Source organism: Sphingomonas sp. LH128 (genome assembly GCF_000293195.2).
In the GTDB taxonomy this organism is placed as follows: domain Bacteria; phylum Pseudomonadota; class Alphaproteobacteria; order Sphingomonadales; family Sphingomonadaceae; genus Novosphingobium; species Novosphingobium resinovorum_A.
In genome coordinates this window covers 1-19,487 of the sequence record NZ_ALVC01000310.1, presented here as the reverse complement: position 1 = coordinate 19,487, position 19,487 = coordinate 1, and the positions used below count along the sequence as shown (strand labels likewise).

At 65.1% G+C, this 19,487-nt stretch carries 22 protein-coding genes and 1 riboswitch; of the genes, 6 read left to right on the top strand and 16 right to left on the bottom strand.

The genetic code is table 11. The annotated features are described in order from the left end of the window. Positions 1 to 36: 36 nt before the first annotated feature. From LH128_RS22400 to LH128_RS22385, 4 genes are all read right to left on the bottom strand, one after another. Positions 37 to 2,289, bottom strand: coding sequence for a xanthine dehydrogenase family protein molybdopterin-binding subunit (locus tag LH128_RS22400; RefSeq protein ID WP_008831974.1), 2,253 nt, complete (start codon positions 2,287 to 2,289; stop codon positions 37 to 39). 10 nt (positions 2,290 to 2,299) lie between these two features. After that, on the bottom strand, positions 2,300 to 3,313 hold the full coding sequence (locus LH128_RS22395; protein ID WP_008831973.1) for an FAD binding domain-containing protein: 1,014 nt from the start codon (positions 3,311 to 3,313) through the stop codon (positions 2,300 to 2,302). Then, positions 3,310 to 3,816 carry a (2Fe-2S)-binding protein gene (locus tag LH128_RS22390; RefSeq protein ID WP_008831972.1) on the bottom strand — a complete coding sequence of 169 codons (507 nt, stop codon included), beginning with the start codon at positions 3,814 to 3,816 and terminating at the stop codon, positions 3,310 to 3,312. The genes LH128_RS22395 and LH128_RS22390 overlap by 4 nt, the downstream gene beginning before the upstream one ends. Positions 3,817 to 3,884: 68 nt before the next feature. After that, positions 3,885 to 4,880 carry an SDR family oxidoreductase gene (locus tag LH128_RS22385; RefSeq protein ID WP_008831971.1) on the bottom strand — a complete coding sequence of 332 codons (996 nt, stop codon included), beginning with the start codon at positions 4,878 to 4,880 and terminating at the stop codon, positions 3,885 to 3,887. A 116-nt stretch (positions 4,881 to 4,996) separates the two neighbouring features. Between LH128_RS22385 and LH128_RS22380 the strand changes: the two genes are divergently transcribed. Together LH128_RS22380 and LH128_RS34715 are read left to right on the top strand one after the other, a co-directional pair. Next, positions 4,997 to 6,070, top strand: coding sequence for a catalase family protein (locus tag LH128_RS22380; RefSeq protein ID WP_008831970.1), 1,074 nt, complete (start codon positions 4,997 to 4,999; stop codon positions 6,068 to 6,070). Between the two features lie 332 nt (positions 6,071 to 6,402). Further along, positions 6,403 to 6,558: a hypothetical protein gene (locus tag LH128_RS34715; protein WP_327195240.1), complete on the top strand. Its 156-nt coding sequence runs from the start codon at positions 6,403 to 6,405 to the stop codon at positions 6,556 to 6,558. A 73-nt stretch (positions 6,559 to 6,631) separates the two neighbouring features. Here LH128_RS34715 and bktB read toward each other — a convergent pair whose 3' ends face one another. From bktB to LH128_RS22345, 6 genes are all read right to left on the bottom strand, one after another. After that, a complete protein-coding gene (gene bktB / locus LH128_RS22370; protein WP_037520907.1) occupies positions 6,632 to 7,828 on the bottom strand; it encodes a beta-ketothiolase BktB in 1,197 nt (398 codons plus the stop codon). Positions 7,829 to 8,065: 237 nt separating this feature from the next. Next, a complete protein-coding gene (locus tag LH128_RS22365) occupies positions 8,066 to 8,377 on the bottom strand; it encodes a hypothetical protein (RefSeq protein WP_008831967.1) in 312 nt (103 codons plus the stop codon). 268 nt (positions 8,378 to 8,645) lie between these two features. Beyond that, entirely contained in the window at positions 8,646 to 8,984 is a 339-nt protein-coding gene (locus tag LH128_RS22360) for a chaperone modulator CbpM (protein WP_008831966.1), read from the bottom strand. Further along, a complete protein-coding gene (locus LH128_RS22355) occupies positions 8,981 to 9,874 on the bottom strand; it encodes a DnaJ C-terminal domain-containing protein (protein WP_008831965.1) in 894 nt (297 codons plus the stop codon). Before LH128_RS22355 ends, LH128_RS22360 begins: the two co-directional genes overlap by 4 nt. 185 nt (positions 9,875 to 10,059) lie before the next feature. Next, complete coding sequence (gene crcB / locus LH128_RS22350) at positions 10,060 to 10,437, bottom strand: fluoride efflux transporter CrcB (protein ID WP_008831964.1); 378 nt, start codon at positions 10,435 to 10,437, stop codon at positions 10,060 to 10,062. Between the two features lie 20 nt (positions 10,438 to 10,457). Beyond that, positions 10,458 to 10,533, bottom strand: a riboswitch (Fluoride riboswitch). An 86-nt stretch (positions 10,534 to 10,619) separates the two neighbouring features. Further along, a complete protein-coding gene (locus tag LH128_RS22345; RefSeq protein WP_008831963.1) occupies positions 10,620 to 11,768 on the bottom strand; it encodes a winged helix-turn-helix domain-containing protein in 1,149 nt (382 codons plus the stop codon). Positions 11,769 to 11,854: 86 nt separating this feature from the next. On the opposite strand from LH128_RS22345, the gene LH128_RS22340 reads away from it, so the two are divergent. The 3 genes from LH128_RS22340 (at position 11,855) to LH128_RS22330 (ending at position 13,570) form a co-directional block, all read left to right on the top strand. Further along, positions 11,855 to 12,445 (top strand): hypothetical protein, encoded by a 591-nt coding sequence (locus LH128_RS22340; protein ID WP_008831962.1) that lies wholly within the window; start codon positions 11,855 to 11,857, stop codon positions 12,443 to 12,445. A gap of 171 nt (positions 12,446 to 12,616) precedes the next feature. Beyond that, complete coding sequence (locus tag LH128_RS22335; RefSeq protein WP_008831961.1) at positions 12,617 to 13,150, top strand: DUF937 domain-containing protein; 534 nt, start codon at positions 12,617 to 12,619, stop codon at positions 13,148 to 13,150. Between the two features lie 39 nt (positions 13,151 to 13,189). Beyond that, a complete protein-coding gene (locus LH128_RS22330) occupies positions 13,190 to 13,570 on the top strand; it encodes a nuclear transport factor 2 family protein (RefSeq protein ID WP_008831960.1) in 381 nt (126 codons plus the stop codon). 54 nt (positions 13,571 to 13,624) lie between these two features. Here LH128_RS22330 and LH128_RS22325 read toward each other — a convergent pair whose 3' ends face one another. The 6 genes from LH128_RS22325 to LH128_RS22300 all read right to left on the bottom strand — a co-directional run bounded on the left by LH128_RS22325 (position 13,625) and on the right by LH128_RS22300 (position 18,094). After that, on the bottom strand, positions 13,625 to 15,757 hold the full coding sequence (locus tag LH128_RS22325; RefSeq protein ID WP_037520874.1) for a putative bifunctional diguanylate cyclase/phosphodiesterase: 2,133 nt from the start codon (positions 15,755 to 15,757) through the stop codon (positions 13,625 to 13,627). A 74-nt stretch (positions 15,758 to 15,831) separates the two neighbouring features. Further along, positions 15,832 to 16,281: a globin domain-containing protein gene (locus tag LH128_RS22320; protein ID WP_008831958.1), complete on the bottom strand. Its 450-nt coding sequence runs from the start codon at positions 16,279 to 16,281 to the stop codon at positions 15,832 to 15,834. 59 nt (positions 16,282 to 16,340) lie between these two features. Then, positions 16,341 to 16,634 carry a DUF1971 domain-containing protein gene (locus LH128_RS22315; protein ID WP_008831957.1) on the bottom strand — a complete coding sequence of 98 codons (294 nt, stop codon included), beginning with the start codon at positions 16,632 to 16,634 and terminating at the stop codon, positions 16,341 to 16,343. Continuing rightward, positions 16,631 to 17,014, bottom strand: coding sequence for a group III truncated hemoglobin (locus LH128_RS22310; RefSeq protein ID WP_008831956.1), 384 nt, complete (start codon positions 17,012 to 17,014; stop codon positions 16,631 to 16,633). The genes LH128_RS22315 and LH128_RS22310 overlap by 4 nt, the downstream gene beginning before the upstream one ends. A 1-nt stretch (position 17,015) precedes the next feature. After that, complete coding sequence (locus tag LH128_RS22305; RefSeq protein ID WP_008831955.1) at positions 17,016 to 17,375, bottom strand: histidine kinase; 360 nt, start codon at positions 17,373 to 17,375, stop codon at positions 17,016 to 17,018. Positions 17,376 to 17,404: 29 nt separating this feature from the next. Continuing rightward, positions 17,405 to 18,094, bottom strand: coding sequence for an alternative oxidase (locus tag LH128_RS22300; RefSeq protein WP_008831954.1), 690 nt, complete (start codon positions 18,092 to 18,094; stop codon positions 17,405 to 17,407). A gap of 125 nt (positions 18,095 to 18,219) precedes the next feature. Between LH128_RS22300 and LH128_RS22295 the strand changes: the two genes are divergently transcribed. Then, positions 18,220 to 19,487: two-component system sensor histidine kinase NtrB (locus tag LH128_RS22295; protein WP_008831953.1), on the top strand; the 1,268-nt coding region annotated here is incomplete at its 3' end.

Here is a 19,487-nt window from a genome sequence, read left to right as displayed (position 1 = left end):
GGGCGCCAGTGAAGCGCCCAGGCGGAAAGCGCTGATTCAGTCCGCAAGCAGCTTGTCGATCGTGACGGGCAGGCTGCGTACCCGCACCCCGGTCGCGTGATAAATGGCATTTGCGACTGCGGCCGCAGTGCCGACTATACCGATCTCGCCCAGGCCCTTCACGCCGAGCGGGGTGACTTCGGGGTCCGGCTCGTGGACGAAGATCACCTCGATATCGTGGATGTCGGCATGGGCAGGCACATGATATTCCGCGTAATTGTGGTTCATGAACCGGCCGAGCCGGTGATCGAGGAAGCTTTCCTCGTGCAGCGCCGCGCCGATCCCCATCACGACCCCGCCAAGTATCTGGCTGCGCGCGGTCTTGGGGTTGATGATCCTGCCGGCCGCGATCGCGCTCACCACTCTTGTCACACGGACGACGCCCAGCTCCTCGTCCACCCGCACCTCGCAGAACACCGCGCTATGGGTGTTGCGCGACTTGCGCATCAGACTGACCATGTCGAGGGGGCCAGGCTGCGCTGTCTTCTCGACCTCGATCCTGTCCAGCGCCGCAGCCTCCATCGCCGCCGTGAAGGGGACCGCTTCCCCCTTGCCGTCACGGCGGCGCATGGTCCCATTCTCGAAGAGCAGGTCATCCAGCTTCGCGCCCGCGAGCGGATCGCCGTCCATCTTCACAGCAGCCTTGGCGAGCCGGGCGGCCACGCCATGACAGGCAAGCTGCACCGCTGCGCCCACTGACGCCGCGCCCCAGGAGCCGCCCTCTACCGGCGATAGCGGAAGGGTGGAATCGCCGAGCTTTGCCGTGATAGCCGAGGCCGGTAGTCCGAGCGTATCCGCCGCGACCTGGGTCATCACCGTATAGGTGCCCGTGCCGATGTCCGACATCGCGCTTGCGACTTCGAGCGTGCCGTCGGTCTTGAGCGTCGCACGGACCGCGCATTTGGAGAACATCGCGTCCCACATTCCGGTCGCCATGCCCCAGCCGATCAGTTCCTTGCCTTCGCGCATCGAACGCGGCTGCGGGCTGCGCCTGTCCCATCCAAAAGCCTGGGCACCCTGCGCATAGGCTTCGCGCAGAGCCTTGCTGGTGAACTCGGTCCCGTTCATCGCGTCGATGTTGGAGTAATTCTTCACCCGCAAGTCGAGAGGATCGATGCCGACCGCGTAGGACAGCTCGTCCATCGCCATCTCGAATTGTGTCATGCCGGTCGCCGCGCCGGGCGCGCGCATGTCGCCAGGCGTATAGGTGTCGACCGGCGCGATAAAGGAGGCACCTTCCGCGTTCTCGCAGGCATAGTTCATCATGCCCCAGTTGACGACGGTCTCCATGTAATTCTCGAACCTGGACGTCAGGGTCGTGGCGTCGGTCAGGATCGCTGTCAGAGCCCCGTCCCGCTCGGCACCAAGCGAGATCGAGTTGAGGCATTCGGGGCGGTGCGTATGGGTAAACATTTGCTGGCGGGTGAGCACGACGCGTACCGAGCGTTTCAGCTTCAAGGCGGCCATGGCCGCCAGATAAACATTATATTGTGGCCGCAGGCCCGAACCGAACGCGCCGCCGACAAAGGGATTGAGCACGCGGACATCGTCGGCCTTCAGGTCGAACGCGCCGGCCAGATAGGCCTGCACATTCTGCGGACCCTGTGTCTTGTCATGAACCGTGAGCCTGCCGTCTCCTTCGAAGAAGACGGTCGAGGCATGCATCTCCATGGGATTATGGTGCTCGGCGCCCTTGTGATAATCGCCGGCGATCGTGACCGGTGCAGTCTCGAAGGCCGACCGCGCGTCGCCGCGGTTCTTGGGGGGATAATATCCTGACCGCTTCTTCCTGGGTACGAACTTTTCCGCAAGCGCGACTTCGAACCGGGTATTGTGCGCAGCCTGCTCGTAGCTGAGCTCGACGAGACTTGCCGCATAGCGCGCCGCCTCGAATGTCTCGGCGACGACGAGGGCGACCGGCTGGCCATTATAGTGGATCTGCGCGTCGCACAGGGGGCGCAAGGGCGAGCCGGGCGGGGCAACGTCATCCTGAAATTTCTTGTCCGCGGATGCGATCTCCAGCCGATTTTCATGGGTGAGCACATCGACGACGCCTGCGACCGCGCGTGCGGCACTGTCGTCGATCCGGGTGATCCGCCCGCACGCGATCGCGGCATTGACCACGACCCCATGGAGGAGGCCAGTGGCGGGATATTCGGCGGCATAGCGCGCCTTGCCGGTCACTTTGAGAAGACCCTCGACCCGGCTGAGCGGAGCGCCGATGCCGTCGCGGGCGATGATGGCTGCCATGGTCATGTCCTCAGGCGACGCGTTTGTCGGTTTGTGACTGCGGCGTACCGGCCGCGGCCTGCGACAGCGCCCGCACGATCGCGCGACGCGCAAGCGGGATCTTGAAGTCGTTCTCGCCCTGGCCGGCCGCACCGTCGAGCAGTGCGTCAGCGACCTGCCGGAAGACCGCTTCGTCCGCCTCGCGGCCGACGAGCAACTGTTCGACGTGGGGAAGGCGCCAGGGCTTGTGCGCCACGCCGCCAAGCGCGAGGCGCGCCTCGGCGATCCTGGCGCCCTCGATACGCAGAGCCGCCGCCACCGACACGAGCGCGAAGGCGTAGGACAAGCGGTCGCGCAACTTCAGATAGGTGTAGTTCTGCGTGAAATCCTCATGCGGAAGAATGATGGCCGTGACGAGCTCGCCGCGCTCGAGGCTGTTGTCGCGCGCGGGATCCTCGCCGGGCAGGCGATGATAGTCGGCGAACGCGATCGTGCGCACGCCGTCCGGGCCGGCCACTTCCACCTGGGCCGAGAGCGCGGCCAGGGCGACGCACATGTCCGACGGGTGGGTTGCGATGCACTGATCGCTAGCCCCCAGAATGGCATGGATGCGGTTGACCCCACCGATCGCGCCGCAGCCAGAGCCCGGAACCCGCTTGTTGCAGGCGGTCGCCGTGTCATAAAAATAGTAGCAACGCGTGCGCTGGTTGAGATTCCCGCCATTGGTCGCGGCATTGCGCAGCTGGGGGCTGGCGCCCGCCAGGATCGCCGACGACAGGAGCGGGTAACGCTCCTGGACGCGCCGGTCATAGGCGGTGTCGGCGTTGGGCACGAGCGCACCGAGCCTCAATCCCCCATCCTCAGCCTCCTCGATCCTGCCCAGAGGCAGCCGGGTAATGTCGATCACGCTCGTCGGCCGTTCGACATGTTCCTTCATCAGATCGACCAGGTTCGTGCCACCCGCGATGTAGCGCGCACCGTCCTTTGCAGCCAGCCTGACGGCGTCCGCGATCGACGTTGGCCGCGCATAGCCAAAGCGGTTCATGCTCGCTCTCCCAAAACCTGCTCGATGGCGTCGGCGATGTTCGTATACGCGCCGCAGCGACAAAGATTGCCGCTCATGAGCTCGCGTATCTCCTCCCGGCTTCGGGCACGGCCTTCGTTGATCAGCCCCTGGGCCGAGCAGATCTGGCCCGGCGTGCAATAGCCGCACTGGAAGGCGTCGTGGTCCAAAAACGCCTGTTGCAGCGGATGCAGCGCATCCCCATCGCCCATCCCCTCGATCGTTATGATGTTATCGCCATCATGCATCACCGCAAGACGCAGGCAGCTGTTGATCCGGCGGTCGCCGACCAGCACGGTACAGGCACCGCACTGGCCATGATCGCAGCCCTTCTTCGTGCCCGTGAAATCGGCATGATCGCGCAGCAGATCGAGCAGCGTTACCCAGGGCAGGACCGTGAACGCCTGCCGTTCGCCGTTGATGGTGAGGCTGATATCGAGAGGTTCGACGTCGCCAGGGGCCGCGGGTTTGGAAATGGTGGCCATGGCAGCTCCATGTCCCGCGCGGGAGCGCGGCTCTGTTCAATAATCCCCCCGGTCGCCCCGTGGTTCCCCTAGGATCGCCGATTGCGCAGGAACAGGCCGCCCAGGATCACAGCAGCCCCGCCGACGAGCGCCGCAGCCGCGTGTGGCCGTGTCCGTGCCGCCAGGGTTAGGCTCGATCGGCGCCCTTCCTCGTTGCGCGAGCGTGCCTCGCCATCAGTGCCGGGCCCGAAAAGATTGTCACCTTGCGTCGCGGGCTTCGAGCGATCGACGAGAAAAGGCCCGACGAGCGGCGCGAGACGCTCGAACAGCGCCGGAAAATGGCTGGCGAACAACACCTCCAGCCGTCCGATGCCGCCGACCGTGAGGGCACGAACATTGTGGGTCGCGGTATAGAGTATGGCATCGGCCACGAGCGCCGGATCATAAGGCGGCGGCGGGATCCGCGCTTGGCCGTCCTCGTGATTGGCGGCATGCATCGCGATCGGCGTGGTCATGCCCGACGGCTTGATCAGCGTCACCCGCACCGGCGATCGCGCGGCCTTGAGTTCGATCCGCAGCGAGGCGACGAAGGCGTGGATCGCATGCTTGGAGGCAGTATAGGCGCCCATGACAGGCGAAGGCATGTCGCCGGCAATCGAGCCGATCGTAACGAGCGCGCCGCCGCTTGCCGTGAGATAGGGCACGGCGACCTGCGCGCTGTTGACCGCCCCGAAATAGTTGGTGCGGAACAATCGCTCATGTTCCTCCAATGGCGTGGCGAGCAGCGGCGCATAGATGGCGACCCCCGCGTTGCTGACCCATGTGTCGATGCGGCCGAAGGCCGCTATGGCGCAGGAGGCCGCGCGCTGCAGCGCCTCGCGCTCCCCGACATCGGCGACAGCGTAAGCCGCCCGGCCACCGTCCGCCTCGACCTCCTGCACGATCGCGCGCAGGGCCGCGTCATTCCGGCTGATGAGGAACACGCGCGCGCCGGCCCCTGCCGCCTTGCGCGCGGTAAGCAGGCCGATGCCAGAGCTCGCGCCAGTGATGACGAAGACCTGATCGGAAAGCGGTCGGTGCGGCATGGGGCGGTCCGGTCGGTTTGCGGCGGTAGCCGTGCGACCGCATAATGGATGCGCTACGGGAACTCGCCTGCCCGGCGACGGGTTCCGGGACAGACGCTAAATCCAAGGAACACCTCATGCCGCAGCCGGTTCTGTTCTCCCCCGATGTCGAGACGCCTGAGCCGGAGGAAGCGGAGACCAGCATGGCGATCGACCGGGAACTGCACAGGATCCTCGAGACGACCTCGCAGGATTATGGGCACGCGGTGCGAAGCGTGCATGCCAAGAGCCACGGCCTGCTTGAAGGTATGCTCATCTTGTTCGACGGCTTGCCGGCCGAACTTGCCCAGGGCATCGCCGTCCGCCCCGGCCACCACAAGGTCGTGCTGCGCATCTCGACGAACGCCGGCGACATCCTTCCCGACAGCGTCTCCCTGCCGCGCGGGATGGCGATCAAGATCCTGGGCGTCGAAGGCGAGCGGCTTCCAGGTTCCGAGGATGCCAGCACGCAGGACATCATCATGGTCAACGGACCGGCCTTCTCGGCGCCTCGAGCCAAGGACTTTCTCGCCAATCTGAAACTGCTCGCCAGGACCACGGACAAGGCGGAACGCAGCAAGAAGGCGCTGTCAGCCGTCCTGCGCGGCACAGAAGCGGTGATCGAAGCCCTTGGCGGCGAGAGCGCTAAGATCAAACAACTGGGCGGTCACCCTGTCACGCATCCGCTCGGCGAAACCTTCTACAGCCAGACCGCCTTTCGGTTCGGCGACCATATCGCGAAATTTTCGCTCGCTCCTGTGTCGCCGCACCTCGTTGCACTGAAAGACCAGCCGGTCGATTTGGCGGGCCGGGACAATGGCTTGCGCGAAGAAGTAAACGCGGTGATCGCCGCCCACGGCGCGGAATGGGAATTGCGCGTGCAGTTGTGCACCGATCTCGAGGCGATGCCCGTAGAGGATGCCACAGTGGTCTGGGACGAAGCTCAAAGCCCATTCCGCGCGATCGGCCGGATTGTCGTCGAGCCCCAGCCTGGCTGGAACGACGAGAAGGCCAGGCGCATCGACGACGGGCTTGCGTTCAGTCCATGGCATGGCCTTGCCGCTCACCAGCCACTCGGCGTCATCAATCGCGTCCGGCGCAGCGCCTATCCGATGTCGGCCAATTACCGCTCCGCGTACAACCGCTGTCCGATTCACGAGCCGTCTGCCTGATCGCGGCAGTGTCGTAGCCCGTGACGCCATCGAGATGATGGGACGCGAATCGGCGTCAAGACCACCGGCAAGTAGCGTCGGCAACCGGCATGACAACCCTGTAGCAGGGCGCACTCCCTCCTGCGGACGGGAGCTACTTGGGCCTCCTGGACGTAATTTTATTGCGCATGATCCATAGGCGCCGGGAGCGCAGCCAGGCCTAGCGCGTTCCACGACCGAAGGATCACGCGAGGCAGGACATGAAAGCAGCTGACAGTATCATCGAACGCGCCACGGCCCCGAGCCGGCGTCGGAAATTCATCCGGTCTCTCGAGGAGACCGCCGCACGGACGGTGGTCACCGCAACCGTCACTTTCGCAGTGGGCTGGGTGCTCAAGAAGATGTTTGAAAAGTCGGTGGCCGAAGCCGCCGAGGAAGGCGCAAAAGCCGGTGCCGCGGAGGCTGACGCCAGCGCGCAAGACGCCAGCCCTCCGGGCGGTTCCGCCTAGGGTAAAGCGCTTCCGCGCTTTCCATTCCAGCCCAGCCCGCCGCTGCCAAACAGCATGCCGCTAAGCCATGAATTCACAAAAGCCTTGGACCCAGCCGCTCGATGATCATCGCGATCCCCTGCCCACCGCCGATGCACATGGTCACGAGGGCGTAGCGGCCGCCGGTGCGGGTCAGCTCATAGAGCGCCTTTACCGTCAACATGGCTCCGGTCGCGCCCACCGGATGGCCAAGACCAATCCCGCTCCCGTTGGGATTGACCTTCTCCGGGTCGAAACTCAGCAATTTGCTCACGGCGCAGGCCTGGGCTGCGAAAGCTTCATTCGCCTCGATGACATCCATGTCGGTCAGAGTTAGCCCGGCACGGGCCAGAGCGATCGGTACGGCTTCGACCGGGCCCAGACCCATGACTTCCGGCGCGACGCCCGCATGCCCCCAGGCGACGACCCGCCCCATGGGCTGCAAACCGCGTGCTCGCGCCGTCCGCTCCGACGCGAGGATCACGGCCGCGCCGCCGTCGTTGATGCCGCTCGCATTGCCGGCCGTGACGGTACCGCCCTCGGGTTTGAAAATCGGCTTGAGCGATGCCAGACTTTCGGAGGACACGTCCTGACGGACATGCTCGTCGACGTCGAACGACCTGGCTTTTCCCCGCTCCCTTACTTCGACCGCCACGATCTGCGACTTGAAGCGACCTTCCGCGATCGCCCGGGCCGCTCGGGCATGGCTTTGCGCGGCTAGCGCATCCTGCGCCTCGCGGCTGATCGCGTGGCGCTCGGCGACATTCTCGGCGGTGACCCCCATATGCCCGGCGCCGAACGGATCGGTCAGAACCGCGCTCAGTGCGTCAACCATCACCTCGTCGCCCAGGCGCCGTCCCCAGCGCATCGCCTTGGTGACATAAGGCGACTGGCTCATGCTCTCCGCGCCCCCGGCCACAGCAATCTCGCATTCTCCAAGGGCGATCATCTGCGCCGCGGAAATGATCGCCTGCACACTCGATCCGCATAGCCGGTTCAAGGTGAGCGCCGGCGTCCGGTCGGGGATGCCGGACGCGATCGCCGCGATGCGAGCGAGATAGGCGTCGCGCGGCTCGCTCTGGATCACCTGCCCCATGACGACATGGCCGACGTCCTCGGCAGCGATCCCGGCGCGGGCGATCGCCTCGGAAATGACGATACGGCCAAGCTGCCAGGGCGCGACGTCCTTCAGGCTACCACCAAAGTCGCCGATCGCCGTTCGCGTACCGGCCAGAATCACAACGTCTTCCAAGATCGCTCCTTTCAGCGAGCCGCTGGCATCAATGCCGCGCAGTGATGCTTTAAACATCAGTTCTGATTTATTAGCGCGGATAAATGGAGATGTATACCTATGGAATCATCTCGTGGTGGCGCGGGTCGCGGTGGTGGGGTGCCGAGGGTTAGAGGCTCCCGCCGCCGACGCTGGCCGAAGATGTGCTCGGTCACGTCTCCTCGGAGCCAGGATCGGTGTTGCGATCGCTTCGGAGCGCTAATGGATGCAGTGTGCCACTTGCTCGGCTAGGATACCAAGCTTGTGCAAGGGCCCGTCCCCGATGCGACGGCCTTCATATTGTTCCGCGGTCCATCGAAAGGCATCGAACACGCTATCAAAGGGTCCGGCGGACATCGCCGCGCAGCGGCCAAAGCCCGCCTCCAGAAACCAGCAACCTCGGTGGTCACTGTGACAATTCGCGTCCAGGCGAACGAACAGGGCAATCAGGCGATCATCCCGAAAGACCTGCAGACCCTGAACATCCTCGCAGCCCGTATCGACGGATACGGGGGAAAAGCTGTAAGGCATCTGTCTACTCCTGAAGCGGACCCTTACAGATTTGCGCCACTCTCGTCGTTAACTTCGATTTTGTGACCACCCGATTTGTCGCCGATGCTCCACGACACGCCGAATTGTATCGCGGGTGCGGTCCCGTTCTTTTTCACAGGCGTTCCACAGTCTTCCCCGCCTCTTTCCGCCGACTTTCCCACTGCGCGCGAACCAGGCGCGTCACCGGTGTGCCTTTGGCGATAATCCCCATCTTGCTCGCGCCTATGGGCGGGCGGCGAATGGCCAACTAGGGCCGGCGCTTGCCCAGGCGATAGTAGCGCTGGCGGAGGCGGCTCCCACGCCGGGTCACCCTGCCCTGCCCGGCAGGTCCTGCTCGCTGCATGGTCTCGAGCGCGCGGCGCAGGCCATGGATCTGGTCGAGCAGGTGGAGAACGATCTCGATCCCTTCGTCGTTAATCCCGAAATCGCCTTCCAACTGATGAATGAGCCGTGCTCTGGCGGCATCCATCTCCGAGAGCTGCAACGTGCCCGGGTGCTCGGCGACCAGCCATTCGCGCTCGATCCAGGTCGTCAGAACCTTCCGTGCGATACCCGTGCGCTGCACGAAGTCGTCCAGGTCGATCATCGGCTTGTCTCCCGCGGATTGTGTGCCCTGCCCGCCTCCCAGCTTTTCACGAAGGCTTCGAGCTCCGGATCGGACGGCTTGGGCAGTACGATCTTGAGCCTGACCAGTTCGTCGCCGCGGCCGCCGCCTGCACGCGGGGCCCCCTGCCCCTTCAGTCGCAATGTGCTGCCGCTGTTCGAACCGGCCGGCACCGTCATCGACACCTGGCTCGTGGGTGTCGCCACCTGGATCTTTCCGCCAAGCACCGCTTCGCTCAGCGAGATCGGAACCTCGAGAACGAGATCATCGCCTTCTCGCGCAAATCGCGGATCGGGCAGAACCTCGAGCATGATGTAGGCGTCACCGGGGCCGCCGCTGCCAAAGCCCATCCCGCCCTTGCCCTTGAGGCGCAATGTCTGGCCATCGACGACCCCGGCAGGAATCTTGACGTCGAGCGTACCACCACCCGGCAGGGTCAGTCGCTGTTCGCCGCCCGTGATCGCCTGCGCCAAGGTCAGACCCAGGCGGAACTGGAGATCCTCGCCGCGCCGATTGGGCTGCCCTCTCCCACGTTGCCGGAACAAGTCGGCGAACAGGTCCTCGTCGAAATCCGCAAAGCCGCCGCTATTGGCATATCGGCCGTAATCGTTGCTGGCATAGTCCCGGTAATAGCCCTGCGGCGGTCGCTCGGCGCCGGTCTCATCGATCTCGCCGGCGTCGAAGCGACGCCGCTTTTCGGGATCGCGAAGGAGATCATAGGCTCCCGCGACGGCCTTGAACTTGTCTTCAGCCGTACGGTCGCCGGGATTGAGATCGGGATGGAGGGTCTTGGCGAGCTTTCGGTAGGCCTTCTGAATTTCATCCGCCGAGGCTGTCGGCGATACCCCCAAGACCTCATAAGGACTGCTCAACGTCGTGCCCTCGCTCCTGTATCATTGGCCCAGCGCGGCATAGCCGCGCTCATCCAATTTTGTTGCAGTCGGGACAAAAACAAGATTTCGGTTGGGGCTGGCAGCACGATTTTCGTCTGGCTCCGTGGCGCCGTCAGGGCCGCCGGCAAATGAGCGCTGACACTCAGTCGAACCTCTAATCTGCATCAACCGAAGCGGCGAGCCACCACCAGGACAACGGCCAGAACCGCGAAAGACAGGATGAGACTGCCAAGGACGTAGCCTATCGCCGCCGCCTGTTCGCCGCGTTCCCACAGACTGTACGCGTCAAGGCTGAACGTCGACCAGGTGGTGAAACCGCCGATGAGGCCGGTGGTCAGGAAGACCCGCAACTCATGGCTGGTCCCCGAGCGCATCGACAGCACTCCGACGACCAACCCCATCAGCGCCGAGCCGAAGACATTTATGGCCAGCGTTCCATAGGGAAAGCTCGGTCCGAGCAGTCGGAGCGATACGAGCCCTACGAGATGGCGCAGCGCGCCACCGATCCCTGAACCCATGAACACGATGAAGAACAAGCGCATGATTCCTCCTTCGCCAGATGGCGCCGGTAGGAATCATCGTCCCGTGCGAGGGCGGTTCGGCGACATGCCAGGCAGGAATCCATTGCCTCCCGCAACATTTAGGCCTGACGATTTAGACGGTCAATGATAGCCGGAACGAGGCGACCGGCGGCGCTCGCTGCCCATGCCCCGGCTGGCGGGTTCTAACCCAACCGAGGCGCGCCGCCTCTGCGGCTCGCAACCAGGGTGGACGTCGCCGCCGAGCGGCCTTCAGGCCTGTCCATCTCACGGCGCGCCAGCGTCATCGCAACGACCAGGCCCGCCGCGAACAGCGCCCCTTCGACGAACGCGCATGCCGTCTCCGCCACCGGACCAAGACCCTGTTCACCGAACAGGCCGCCGATCTGCGCAAGGCCGATCCGCGATTGCGGGAATGTCTGGACGAGTTGCTCGAAACTCCCGGCCATGAGATGTCCGCCAAGAAGAACGACAACGCTGCCCGCCGCACCGCCGCAAAGCGCCGCGCGCGCTGCCACAGAGCGAAGGGAACGATCAGAGCGGCCCATGCCGGACAAGGTAGCACCAAGGCCTACCCCAGCCCCCAGGAAAAGCCCCTCGAGCCCGCCCGTAATCCCTGTCGGTGACTGGCCGAACAAGAGATTGAACGCGTCGATCCCAAGCAACTTCACGACGCCGCCGACGATCATTCCGCCGACTGCGCCGCCAAGAGTAAGCCATGGGCGTTTTCCAGCGGCCTCGGCCCAAGCGATCCCTAGGCTGACACCCGCGCCGCCCACGAGCGCCACCGCCAGGGTTAGCCAGAGCAACACGAAGACGGAGGACGCGGCGCCGCCTCCGTTCGAGAGCGGCGGCGTCGCGGCGATAAAGCCGTATGCGAGCCCGCCGATCAATCCGGCGCCCCCAGCACCCAGGGTCCCGGCTCCCGCCATCATCGCTACGCGGCGGAGCGCCGAGGGCGCGGCCGACGGGGGAAGCGTGTGGGGGGCCGCGTCTTCGGCCGGGGCAGAGCTTTCGCGCCAGTCGACCTCGGCAATGAAGCGGTAGCCATGCTTGGGTACCGTCTCGATGAAATGCGGACGGCTCGCATCGTCACCCAGACGCTGGCGAAGGAGCCGGATGCACTGGGTCAGCGCCTCGTCGGTGACAGGCACATCTTTCCACACTTCCGCCAGAAAACGGTCCTTGCCGACGAGCGACCCGGCATGGCGCACGAGAAGCGCCAGTGCGTCGAGATAGCGCGCGTTGAGTTCGACCGGAACGCCGTCACGCAGCAGGCGCCGATCCTCGGGATCGAGGACGAACTGGCCGAAATGATATCCACGCGGCGGCACTTTTCAGCAAAACCTCATATGCTTCTCATGACGCTCATCGGTCTTTCCGGGACCCTGATGATCTCATCTCGAATGGAGGCGATATCATGGATGATCATCGGAACGATAGTTACGCAGCGTCCAGCAATGGCAGGCTCAAGCAGGCGCTCAATCCGTGGCGGATCTCGGCCTGGGGGCTCGCGTTGCTTCTCCTCGCGCTCCCCGCCATCGCGATGCGCTACACCCCGCAGGTGCGTTGGGACGAAACCGACTTCCTCGTCACGGGCCTCATGCTCGGCGGAACGGGGCTCGCCGCCGAATGGCTGGTCCGGCGCTCGCCCAATCCATGGTCCCGCGCGGCCAGCGTGGTATCGCTCCTCACCGTTTTCCTGACGGTCTGGGCAAATCTCGCGGTCGGCATGATCGGGTCGGAAGACAATCCCTTCAACCTCCTCTTCGCGGGCGTGCCCATCATCGCCTTCATCGGCTCGGCGATGGCGCGCTTCAAGCCGCTGGGCATGGCGATCTCCCATGGCGCGGCTGCCGCTGCCCAGGCAGGCATCGCGGCGATGGGCGCACAGATTGATGCGCGCGGCGGAACATTCAGCGCTCTGTTCGCCGGCCTCTGGCTTATCGCCGCGGTCCTCTATTGGCTGGCCGCCTCGTGGGCCGAGGGCGCGGCGACATCGTCGCGGTAGCCCTTGATCCAAGTAGCCACGCTCGCTTTTGGCGCCGCAGGGCTGAGCGAACTGTCCGCCTCATCGCTGCGCAAGTATCGGCGCGGCTGAAAGCCTGTTGACGCCCTGACCGATGATGCCCACCCCTGGGCGCAACGCTGCCCCGCCCCACATGCGAATTGGAGACGTGACATGAACCTTGCCGATCTGCTTCCCGAAGGAAGCCTCGACGCCTTGACCCAGCAACTTGGCATTTCACGCGAAGACGCCGAGCGCGGGGCGCAGGCTCTTCTTCCCTCGCTCATCGGCGGTATCAACGGCAAGACGGCGGCCCCGGTTGAACCGGCAGGTCTCGCGGCGCAGGTCCAGGCGCTGGGTGGCTCGGGGCTCATCGATAATGTCGTCGGCTCCAACCCCACTGACACCGGCCTTGGCAATCAACTGCTGGGGAGCCTGTTCGGCTCGAAGGACGTAAGCCGCGAGGTCGCCGGGCAAGCATCGCAGGCCACTGGCCTCGATCCAGCGATCCTCAAGAAGATGCTCCCTATCCTCGCGATGCTCATCGCGGGGCACCTCGCCAAGCGCTCCGGGGGGCAGCAGGGCGGACTGGAATCCATTCTGGGCAGCATCGCCGGTGCGCTCGCCGGTAGCGGCGGGTCCTCCGGAAGCGCCGCGTCAGCCGGCGGGCTCGGCGGCATATTGGGATCGATCCTGGGCGGCCGTTGACCGCCCTCCCTTTCAACCGACTTTGGGGCAGGCCTGCTTATGGACGACCGCGCGCAGATCGAGCATGCCGAAGGCCGGCTTCGCACGGCGATGCTCGCGAGCGATGTGGCGACCCTCGATGCCCTGCTCAGCCCGGACGTGATTTTTACCAACCAGGTCGACGCGCGGCTCAACAAGGGCGATGATCTCGGCGCTCACCAGTCCGGCCTGCTTCGCATCGAACAACTGGACCCCGTCGAGCCACCCCTCGTTCGCCTCCTGGGCGACAGCGCGGTGGTCTGCCTCGCGGTCCAGTTGTCGGGATCCTACGACGCGCAACCGTTCAGCGGCACCTTCGCCTATACGCGCTGCTGGCACCGGCTGCCGGGCGATCAATGGCGCATCGAGGCGGCCCATTGCTCGCCCGTCGTTCGGCCATGATCGTTCCGCAGGATCGGCGCGGCCGTTGACCGGCCGACCGCTTCCCTCGCGCTCCTAAGCTCGCAAGGCCACGGCCTGGAAGGCGCTCGCCGCTTGCGGACGCCCGAACAGCCAGCCCTGCAAGCGGCCGCAGCCGGCCAGGCGCGCAAGCTGCGCCTGTCCCGGTGTCTCGATCCCTTCGGCGCAGACTTCGAGATGATAGGCCTTCGCCAGGCCGACGATGGAGACCAGCACCTCTCGCATGTCAGGCTCCGATTCCAGCGGAGCGAGGAACGACCTGTCGATCTTGAGCCGGTCGATCGTGAGTTGCTGGAGATAGGCGATGCTCGCAAACCCGGTGCCGAAGTCGTCGAGGGCCATGCGGATACCGAGTGAGCGCAGACGGTCGATCACAGCCGCCGCGACCTGGGGACGGCGCAGCAGCAAGCTTTCGGTGATTTCCAGCTCCAGCCGCTCGGGGGGAAAGCCGGTCCGTTCCAGGACCTGCTGAACCTCGTCGTAGAGATTGCCATCCCAAAATTGCGCCGGCGACAGGTTGACGGCCAGATCGAGCCCGGTCTCGCGCATTTCCCGGCAGGCATTGAGCAGCACCTGGCGGCCGATCGCATTGATCAGCCCGCTGATCTCGGCGATGGGAATGAAGACATCCGGCGGGACATCGCCATGTACGGGATGAGACCAGCGCGCCAGCGCCTCGACGGCCACGACCTCGCCCGACTGGGCATCGACGATCGGCTGATAGCGGACGTAGATCTCTTCGTTCTCGACCGCGCGCTTGAGATCCTGCTCGAGCCGCTGGCGCCGTTCATGGCCTTCGTCGAGCGAGGGGTGGTAAACCTGCGCGCAGTTCCGGCCCGCATCCTTGGCGGCATACATGGCGACGTCCGCCTTGCGAATGAGTTCTTCCGCGCTGTCGCAGGATGTGGCGCTCTCGAAATAGCCGATGCTGGTCCCGATCGTGATGCTGTAGGCGCCAACCTTGAAGGGCGTCGAGAACGCTTCGAGAATGGCCTCGCATGTCGCGGCCGCCACGCCAGACGATGGCGATCTCAAGAGAACGGCAAACTCGTCGCCGCCCGCGCGCGCGATAAAGGCCTCGCCCGCCGCGGCCTTCAGGCGACCAGCAGCTTCCTTGAGCAGAAGATCGCCGGCACTATGGCCGTAGACATCATTGGCGTCCTTGAACCCGTCGAGATCGAGGAACAGCAGGGCCAGTCCTTGCCTTGCCGCGACAAGCTCGCCCAGTCGTTCCCCCAACGCGCGGCGATTGGGCAGTTCGGTCAAGGGATCGTGATCCGACAGATGCCGGGCGAGCAGTTCGCTTGCGCGCAGCGCCTCGATCGACTGGCTGCCCCGGCGAAGAATAAGACCGGCCGCCACAAAGGCGACGAAGGCCACCGCCAGGATCGCCGGCACCAGATGCTGCCTCAGCGATGCACCCGGATGATGCGACCGCCATTCCAGCCAGGCGATCCGTTCGCCCGACCGGCCCTTGATGGCGATGGCGTCCATTCCGGCTGTCCGGTTCCCCAGCGTCAGCCGCACATCGTGTACATTGAGTTCGCGCGTGAGGTCCGCCAAAAACGCCTCGTCGACGTGCCGGGCGATGACCAGAAGGCGGGTCGGCCCTCGGGGCGCCGCGATCTTACCCGTCAAGGGCACTACGGCGGCCGTGGCATAGACCAGGACCTGGTTGCCCGAGCGCGTGAAGCCGCTGACGATCGGACTGCCCTCGGGCGGCAAGCGCCGCACTTCGGCGATAGATCGAACGAAGTCGGCGCCAAGACGCAGTTGAGCGGTGTTCGGGGCGATCTTCCGGTCTTTAAAACTGTAAAGGGTCCGATCGTCCGCGCCGAGCACGAAGATGTCGGAATATCCCTGGGTGCGGCCCAGATAGGCCACGACATTGTCGTCCATCCAGGCCGCATCGAAACGCGAACCGATGTGACGCACGGCATCGTCCCATTTGGCGTAATCCTGCAGATCGTGCTGCACCATCGCGGACGCGGTGGCGAACACGCCCCCGAGCGCCTGGCGCTCCCGCTCGAGCTGCTGGGCATCCTGCGCGCGGGTACTGAGGAAGATGAGCAGGAAGATGAAACCGAAGCATACGCCGAGCAGCGACAGGAGCGGCCAAAGATACTGCCTCGGCACAGAAACGCGGAGAAGACGGACAGCTGCGGCCATGGATTCGCGATATCGCAACTAGGTTAAAGCTCTCCTGTCGGCTGCCTCGGGAACGGATGCTCCCCCGCGACCGATCAGGCCGCGCTGGCCTCTTCATAGGCCTGCGTTTCGGCAGCGATGAGAATGTCGGCAAGCATCCAATAGGCCTCGCCCCAGGCGGCTAGCACATCGTCCGTGGCGACTTCGGCGCCCAGCACCTCACGGATCGCCGGGAGGAGAGCGGCCGCGACATGGGGATAATGCTCGGGCCTGACGCCGGTCTCGACGTGCCGGGCGACCATGCGCTGCACGGCGCCCCCAAGGTTCTGGAGCTTGTCGATATTTTTGGCATAGGCCAGGATCGCGCCGGCCAGCCGGCGCGGCTGCTCGCCGCTTTCCTGCGCCGCGCGATCGAACATGGCGGCGATCTCGGGGTCCTGCAGCAGCCGGGCATACATGGCCGTGGTGATCTCGACGCCATGCTTCTCAAGAGCGGGGGCCGTGGCCTTGACGATCTCCATGGCGGCGGGTGAGGCTGTACGCATAAGGGAACTCCTTGATAGGCTATTGAGGTTGGGAACGAGGGGAGGTGCCGGTCAGGCGATCAATCCACCCTTAGAAATTCGACGTGGAAGCGAACCGGCCCCACCGGCGCCACATGGTGCAGGATGGTCGGTTCGACCACGCCCGGCTCGCCGGCGACGGTGAGGACCTGCTCCGAAGGCGGCCGGCGCTCGTCGGTCACCACATAGCGAAGCGCGCCCTCTTCCAACCGGATCAGGCCCCAGGTGCCCTCCTTGGTCGAATGGTCGCCCAGCAGGCCTGCCGGGATGGTGGTTTCGGTAAAGGTCGCGGTGCGCTTGTACGGTTTGGCGTTCGCTGGGATCGCGACAGTCATGCGGCGCTCCGTTCGCGATAAAACTGCATCCCTAGCTGAAGGCTTTGGGCGATACGGTCCGCCTTGTCCTGGAACGCCCTGGCGACGGCCGGCGCGAGAAGTTCGTCCGTGGTCTCTCGCCAGATCGCGAGCCAGCGGGCAAAGGCCTCCTTACTCAACGCCCTTTCGTGACGGATATGGGCGGGCATCGGCTGGCCCTTGTAGCGCCCGCTTGCCAGCATCACCGATGACCAGAAATCCTTCAGCTTCGCCAGGTGATGGGGCCAGTCGTCGATGGCGCTCTCGAAGATCGGCCCGAGCAACGCATCCGCCCGGACGCGGGCATAGAAGGCGGGTACGAGCAGGTCGATGGCAGTTTCGTCGAGGTAGCAAGCAGACATGTCAGGCGGCCTTGCTGGAAGCGAGGATGGTCAGGAGGGCATCAGTGAGCTCGTTGCCGAGCAGCGGCTTTTCGATCAGGACCGCTCCGAGCGGCTTCATCCGTCGACGGAGTTCCCGCGAGGGATTGGTCGCCAGCAGGATCGCCGGTACGGCGACGCCCTTGTCCCGCAGCTCCTGCAGAAAGCCGATCCCATCGGCGCGATATCGCTGGTCGATGACGAGGCATTCGGCCGTCGCGGGGTCCGCGTCCGGCACATTGCCATCCGCGGGCAGGAACCCCTCGAGGCTCAGGGCGAACTGCAGGGAGGACAGGACAGGCTGATCGCTTTCGAACAGCAGGACCGGGCGATCCAAGACCATGTCATGTCCTTCCGCAGTCAGGCCGAGGCTCAGGCGGCCTTCTTCCAGTTCGGGACGAGCTCGGCGTGGGGCGGGCACTGCGCGACGGCTCCAACCGGCAACCCGCCCAGTTCATTGGCGAAGCCGTGGTTGACGTCGCGGTGGTGCGCCTCGTCCGCGCGGACGACCAGCACCACATCGCGCAAGGTAGCCTCCTCGGGCAGCCCCCAGTACCGCTTGGCAATCTCGGGCGCCGGCACATTGGCGCTGCGGCCCTCGTCGATTTCCGCGAGATAGTGCGTGTAGCTGATCACCGCCTCTTCCTCGAAATAGCCGACGACGCGGTGGGCCGTCTTGGCGCTCAAGAGATAAAGAGCAAAGAAGAAGACATAGAACACCCATTGCACGCCGATGATCACGGCCCGCTCGAACCAGGTCGGCTTGGAAATCTCGATGAAGGTCATGAGGTGCATGCGCTCATTTTCAGCCTCGTCCATGAGCGTCTTGATCCAGCCCTTGTCGTCACACATGCGGCGCAGGCAGGCGAGGTGGTTGATCGTCGCACCGACCATGCCGGGCACCGCCGCGACGGTCTCGAGCACGACGGCCCGGTGACCGTAGCGCTGGGCAAAAAAGGTGTCCGCGCACCAGCGCAGGACCTTGGTGAAGCCGAGCGCCACCTTGTCGGAAAGTCCGCTGGCCTTGTGGTGAACGCCCAGATCGATGAACGGTGCAGTCATTGTCGTGTCTCCGATGGCGACGCGATTGACGGGGCGCCGCTGATGGGCCGTAAGTAGACAGGGAAAGGAAGGACGAAAATTTGGATGATGTCCCTACCGCAGCGCCCCTAAGGGACTTCCCGGAGGTGGCTCGCGGCGATGGTGCAAGCCGGCTCCTGCCGCGGCTCGCCCTGCCCGCTGCCCTGGGCGTCGCGCTGCTCGCGATCGCCGGCGGCCTCGCGGTGCGGCTCCTGTTTGCCGATCAGCTCGGCGCGCGCGCGACCTTCATCTTCTTCGTCCCGGGCGTGGTTGCGGCAAGCGCCCTGTCAGGCCTTCGCGTCGGCGCGCTGGCTTCGCTGGCCGGCGCAGCCGCCGGTCTGTGGTGCGACCACCTGACAGGCCCGATCGAGGAAGGCAGCGTAATTGCCGCGGTGGCCTTCGTGGCGATCGGGCTCGCCATCGCGCTGGGGGGCGAGTGGTTTCAGCGAGCCCGTCTTGCTTCGGACGAGGCCGCTGCCGGCCTCGCCAGCCGAGAAGCCCATCTGCGCTCGATCCTCGACACCGTCCCCGACGCCATGGTGGTGATCGATGCTGCGGGGCTCATTCGAGACTTCAGCCCTGCGGCGGAACGGATGTTCGGCTGGAAGGCACAGGAGCTCACGGGCCGCAACGTGCGGCTGCTGATGCCCGAGCCCTACCGCGCAGCCCATGATGGCTATCTGGATCGCTATTACCAGACCGGAGAGCGCCGCATCATCGGCAAGGGCCGTGTCGTCGTGGGCGAACGCCGCGATGGGTCGACCTTTCCGCTCGAACTCGCCGTCGGCGAAGTGCAGGCCAACGGGCAGCGCTTCTTCACCGGCTTCATCCGCGATCTCACCGAGCGCCAGCATGCCGAGGCGAGGCTTCAGGAATTGCAGAGCGAACTCGTTCACGTCTCGCGGCTGACCGCCTTGGGAGAAATGGCCTCGGCCCTTGCCCATGAACTGAACCAGCCCCTCTCCGCGATCGCCAACTATCTCAAGGGCAGCAAGATGCTGCTCGAACGCGAGGAGGATCGCAACGACCGGGTTATCGATGCGGTCGGCCGCGCCGCCGCCGAGGCGCTGCGCGCCGGGGAAATCATCCGCCGGCTGCGCGATTTCGTCGCGCGCGGCGAAACCGAACGAACGGTCGAAAGTCTGCCGAAGCTTGTCGAGGAGGCGAGCGCGCTGGCGCTCGTCGGCGCCAAGGAGCATGGGATACGCGTCCAGCATGACTTCAGCCCTGAGATCGACCTCGTGCTCGCGGACAAGGTGCAGATCCAGCAGGTGGTGCTCAACCTCGTTCGCAATGCCATCGACGCCATGGCCGGGACTGGGCCGGGGCCCCGCGCGTTGACCATCGCCATCGCGCCGGCCGACGCCGACATGGC

Excerpts from the sequence above, each read along its gene's own strand:
- LH128_RS22360 (WP_008831966.1), bottom strand. The coding sequence starts at position 8,984 with ATGATCGACCTGGACGACTTCGTGCAGCGCACGGGTATCGCACGGAAG.
- LH128_RS22325 (WP_037520874.1), bottom strand. The coding sequence starts at position 15,757 with ATGGCCGCAGCTGTCCGTCTTCTCCGCGTTTCTGTGCCGAGGCAGTAT.
- LH128_RS22380 (WP_008831970.1), top strand. The coding sequence starts at position 4,997 with ATGCCGCAGCCGGTTCTGTTCTCCCCCGATGTCGAGACGCCTGAGCCG.
- crcB (WP_008831964.1), bottom strand. The coding sequence starts at position 10,437 with ATGCGCTTGTTCTTCATCGTGTTCATGGGTTCAGGGATCGGTGGCGCG.
- LH128_RS22390 (WP_008831972.1), bottom strand. The coding sequence starts at position 3,816 with ATGGCCACCATTTCCAAACCCGCGGCCCCTGGCGACGTCGAACCTCTC.
- LH128_RS22305 (WP_008831955.1), bottom strand. The coding sequence starts at position 17,375 with ATGGTCTTGGATCGCCCGGTCCTGCTGTTCGAAAGCGATCAGCCTGTC.
- LH128_RS22315 (WP_008831957.1), bottom strand. The coding sequence starts at position 16,634 with ATGACTGTCGCGATCCCAGCGAACGCCAAACCGTACAAGCGCACCGCG.
- LH128_RS22400 (WP_008831974.1), bottom strand. The coding sequence starts at position 2,289 with ATGGCAGCCATCATCGCCCGCGACGGCATCGGCGCTCCGCTCAGCCGG.
- LH128_RS22320 (WP_008831958.1), bottom strand. The coding sequence starts at position 16,281 with ATGCGTACAGCCTCACCCGCCGCCATGGAGATCGTCAAGGCCACGGCC.
- LH128_RS22310 (WP_008831956.1), bottom strand. The coding sequence starts at position 17,014 with ATGTCTGCTTGCTACCTCGACGAAACTGCCATCGACCTGCTCGTACCC.
- LH128_RS22395 (WP_008831973.1), bottom strand. The coding sequence starts at position 3,313 with ATGAACCGCTTTGGCTATGCGCGGCCAACGTCGATCGCGGACGCCGTC.
- LH128_RS22300 (WP_008831954.1), bottom strand. The coding sequence starts at position 18,094 with ATGACTGCACCGTTCATCGATCTGGGCGTTCACCACAAGGCCAGCGGA.
- LH128_RS22385 (WP_008831971.1), bottom strand. The coding sequence starts at position 4,880 with ATGCCGCACCGACCGCTTTCCGATCAGGTCTTCGTCATCACTGGCGCG.
- LH128_RS22335 (WP_008831961.1), top strand. The coding sequence starts at position 12,617 with ATGAACCTTGCCGATCTGCTTCCCGAAGGAAGCCTCGACGCCTTGACC.
- LH128_RS22330 (WP_008831960.1), top strand. The coding sequence starts at position 13,190 with ATGGACGACCGCGCGCAGATCGAGCATGCCGAAGGCCGGCTTCGCACG.
- LH128_RS22340 (WP_008831962.1), top strand. The coding sequence starts at position 11,855 with ATGGATGATCATCGGAACGATAGTTACGCAGCGTCCAGCAATGGCAGG.
- LH128_RS22365 (WP_008831967.1), bottom strand. The coding sequence starts at position 8,377 with ATGCCTTACAGCTTTTCCCCCGTATCCGTCGATACGGGCTGCGAGGAT.